2 protein-coding genes are annotated in these 1,700 nt (G+C 57.9%); both read right to left on the bottom strand.

From position 1 onward, the window contains the following. Positions 1–17: 17 nt before the first annotated feature. Positions 18–869: an IS21-like element helper ATPase IstB gene (istB, locus tag ABIE33_RS36210; protein ID WP_429133966.1), complete on the bottom strand. Its 852-nt coding sequence runs from the start codon at positions 867–869 to the stop codon at positions 18–20. Further along, a partial coding sequence (istA, locus tag ABIE33_RS36205; protein WP_429133965.1) for an IS21 family transposase occupies positions 869–1,700 on the bottom strand: 832 nt, incomplete at its 5' end. The genes istA and istB, both read right to left, overlap by 1 nt.

Below are 1,700 nucleotides of genomic sequence, written 5' to 3'. Positions count from 1 at the left end.
GGGTTTAATTTCGGTGATCAGCCGTTGTCGCGATCGGTTTTCAATCCTGGTGGTCTGCCGCGCTTTTTCGGCACGGGCGGCGGGTTGATGAGAGCTTTGGAGCGGACGTGCTCCGGAATGAGGTCAGCGTGTTGGCGCAGGCGATAACTCGAGCCTTCAATTTGAACGACGACGGCATGATGCAGTAGTCTGTCGAGCAAGGCCGTTGCGACCACCGCGTCTCCGAACACCTCTCCCCATTCGGCAAACCCGCGGTTGGAAGTCAGGATCATTGCGCCCTTTTCATAGCGGGCGTTGACCAGCTGGAAGAACAGGTTGCCGCCGCCAGGCACCACCGGGAGATAGCCGATCTCGTCAACGACCAGCAGTGCTGAGCGCGAGAGATAGCGAATGCGTTCGCGCAACGTACCCTCTCGTTCGGCTTTCGCCAGCGATGTGATGATATCGGCCAGCGTTGCGAAGTAGACGCTTTTTCCTGCTTTCACGGCTTCAACAGCCAGTGCCGTTGCAAGATGGCTCTTTCCGGTTCCTGGTGGCCCCAGAAGATGGACGACCTCGGCGCGATCGATGAACTTCAATTCAGCCAGCGCCATTACACGGTTTCTGTCGAGCGATGGCTGGAATGTAAAATCGAAGCTGCTCAGGGTTTTGACGGTGGTCAGCCGAGCCATCGATAGGGCTGCTTTGATGCGGCGCGTTTCGCGCAGTGTCAGTTCTTCGACCAACAACTCATCAAATGCCTGGATGCCATCGATGTCGCCCTGTTCGATCCGCCGTAGCGTGGCATCGAGAGCTTCGAGCGCACGCGGCATTCGTAATGCGACGAGGCTCCGGCGGATGCTGTCGATTGTTGAGATATGGACCGTCATCATCGTGATCCCACCGATGCCAGTCGGTCACCGACGGCCTGATAGAAGTCGAGCGAACGGCGGGCGACGTGATCGCCCGTGCGACCGGAGACGATCGTTTCGCTCGGGCTCTTCCAGGTTCTTTGTCGCGCTGCGTCATGACGATGCGAAGGGTCTATCCGGTATTGCCGGCGTCCTTCCAAAACCGGATGCGTGGCAACAGTCACGCCTTCATCGAGGATACGGATCTGGTCCGGTAGCTGGTGAACTTCGACGACCCTGCGTGTGCGGTCCGGAACGCTATAATAATTGCCGCCGATCGAAACGAGCCCGTCATGACTGACGCGACGCTCCAGTTTGAGCAGCGCACCAAAGGACGTTGATGGCAGGGACTGAAGCTCAGGCTTTTCTCTCGCGAACGCCTCGTTGACGATGCACTGGGTCGTGCCATGCAGTCTGGCGTTTGCCACGGTATCGAGCCAATCGCGTAATTGCTCGTTCAGGTCTTCAAGGTTGCGGAAGGAGCGTGCGAGGAAGAAGTCCTGGCGGATATAGCTGAAGGGCCGCTCGACTTTCCCTTTGGTTTTTGCGCGATATGGTCGGCAGGCTCTCGGTTGGAATCCATAATGCTGAGCCAACGCGATCAGGCTGCGATTATAGATGATATGGCCACTGCCATCCTCTCCCGTAACAGCCGTCTTCATCCGATCGTAGAGGATCTCCGCCGGGACACCGCCGATCATGTCGAAGGCCTGCATGTGGCAGCGAAGAAGCGTCTGAAGATCCTGATGCATGACGTAGCGGGCGAAGATGTATCGGGAGTGGCCAAGCACTAGCGAGAACAGCCAGACG

Origin of the sequence: Ensifer sp. 4252 (assembly GCF_050434565.1) — a bacterium.
GTDB lineage: Bacteria > Pseudomonadota > Alphaproteobacteria > Rhizobiales > Rhizobiaceae > Ensifer.
The sequence above is the reverse complement of the archived record's forward strand: the minus strand, read 5'-3'. Positions and strand labels throughout refer to the sequence as shown.

Coding starts and splice junctions, on each gene's coding strand:
- istB (WP_429133966.1), bottom strand. CDS start 869: ATGACGGTCCATATCTCAACAATCGACAGCATCCGCCGGAGCCTCGTC.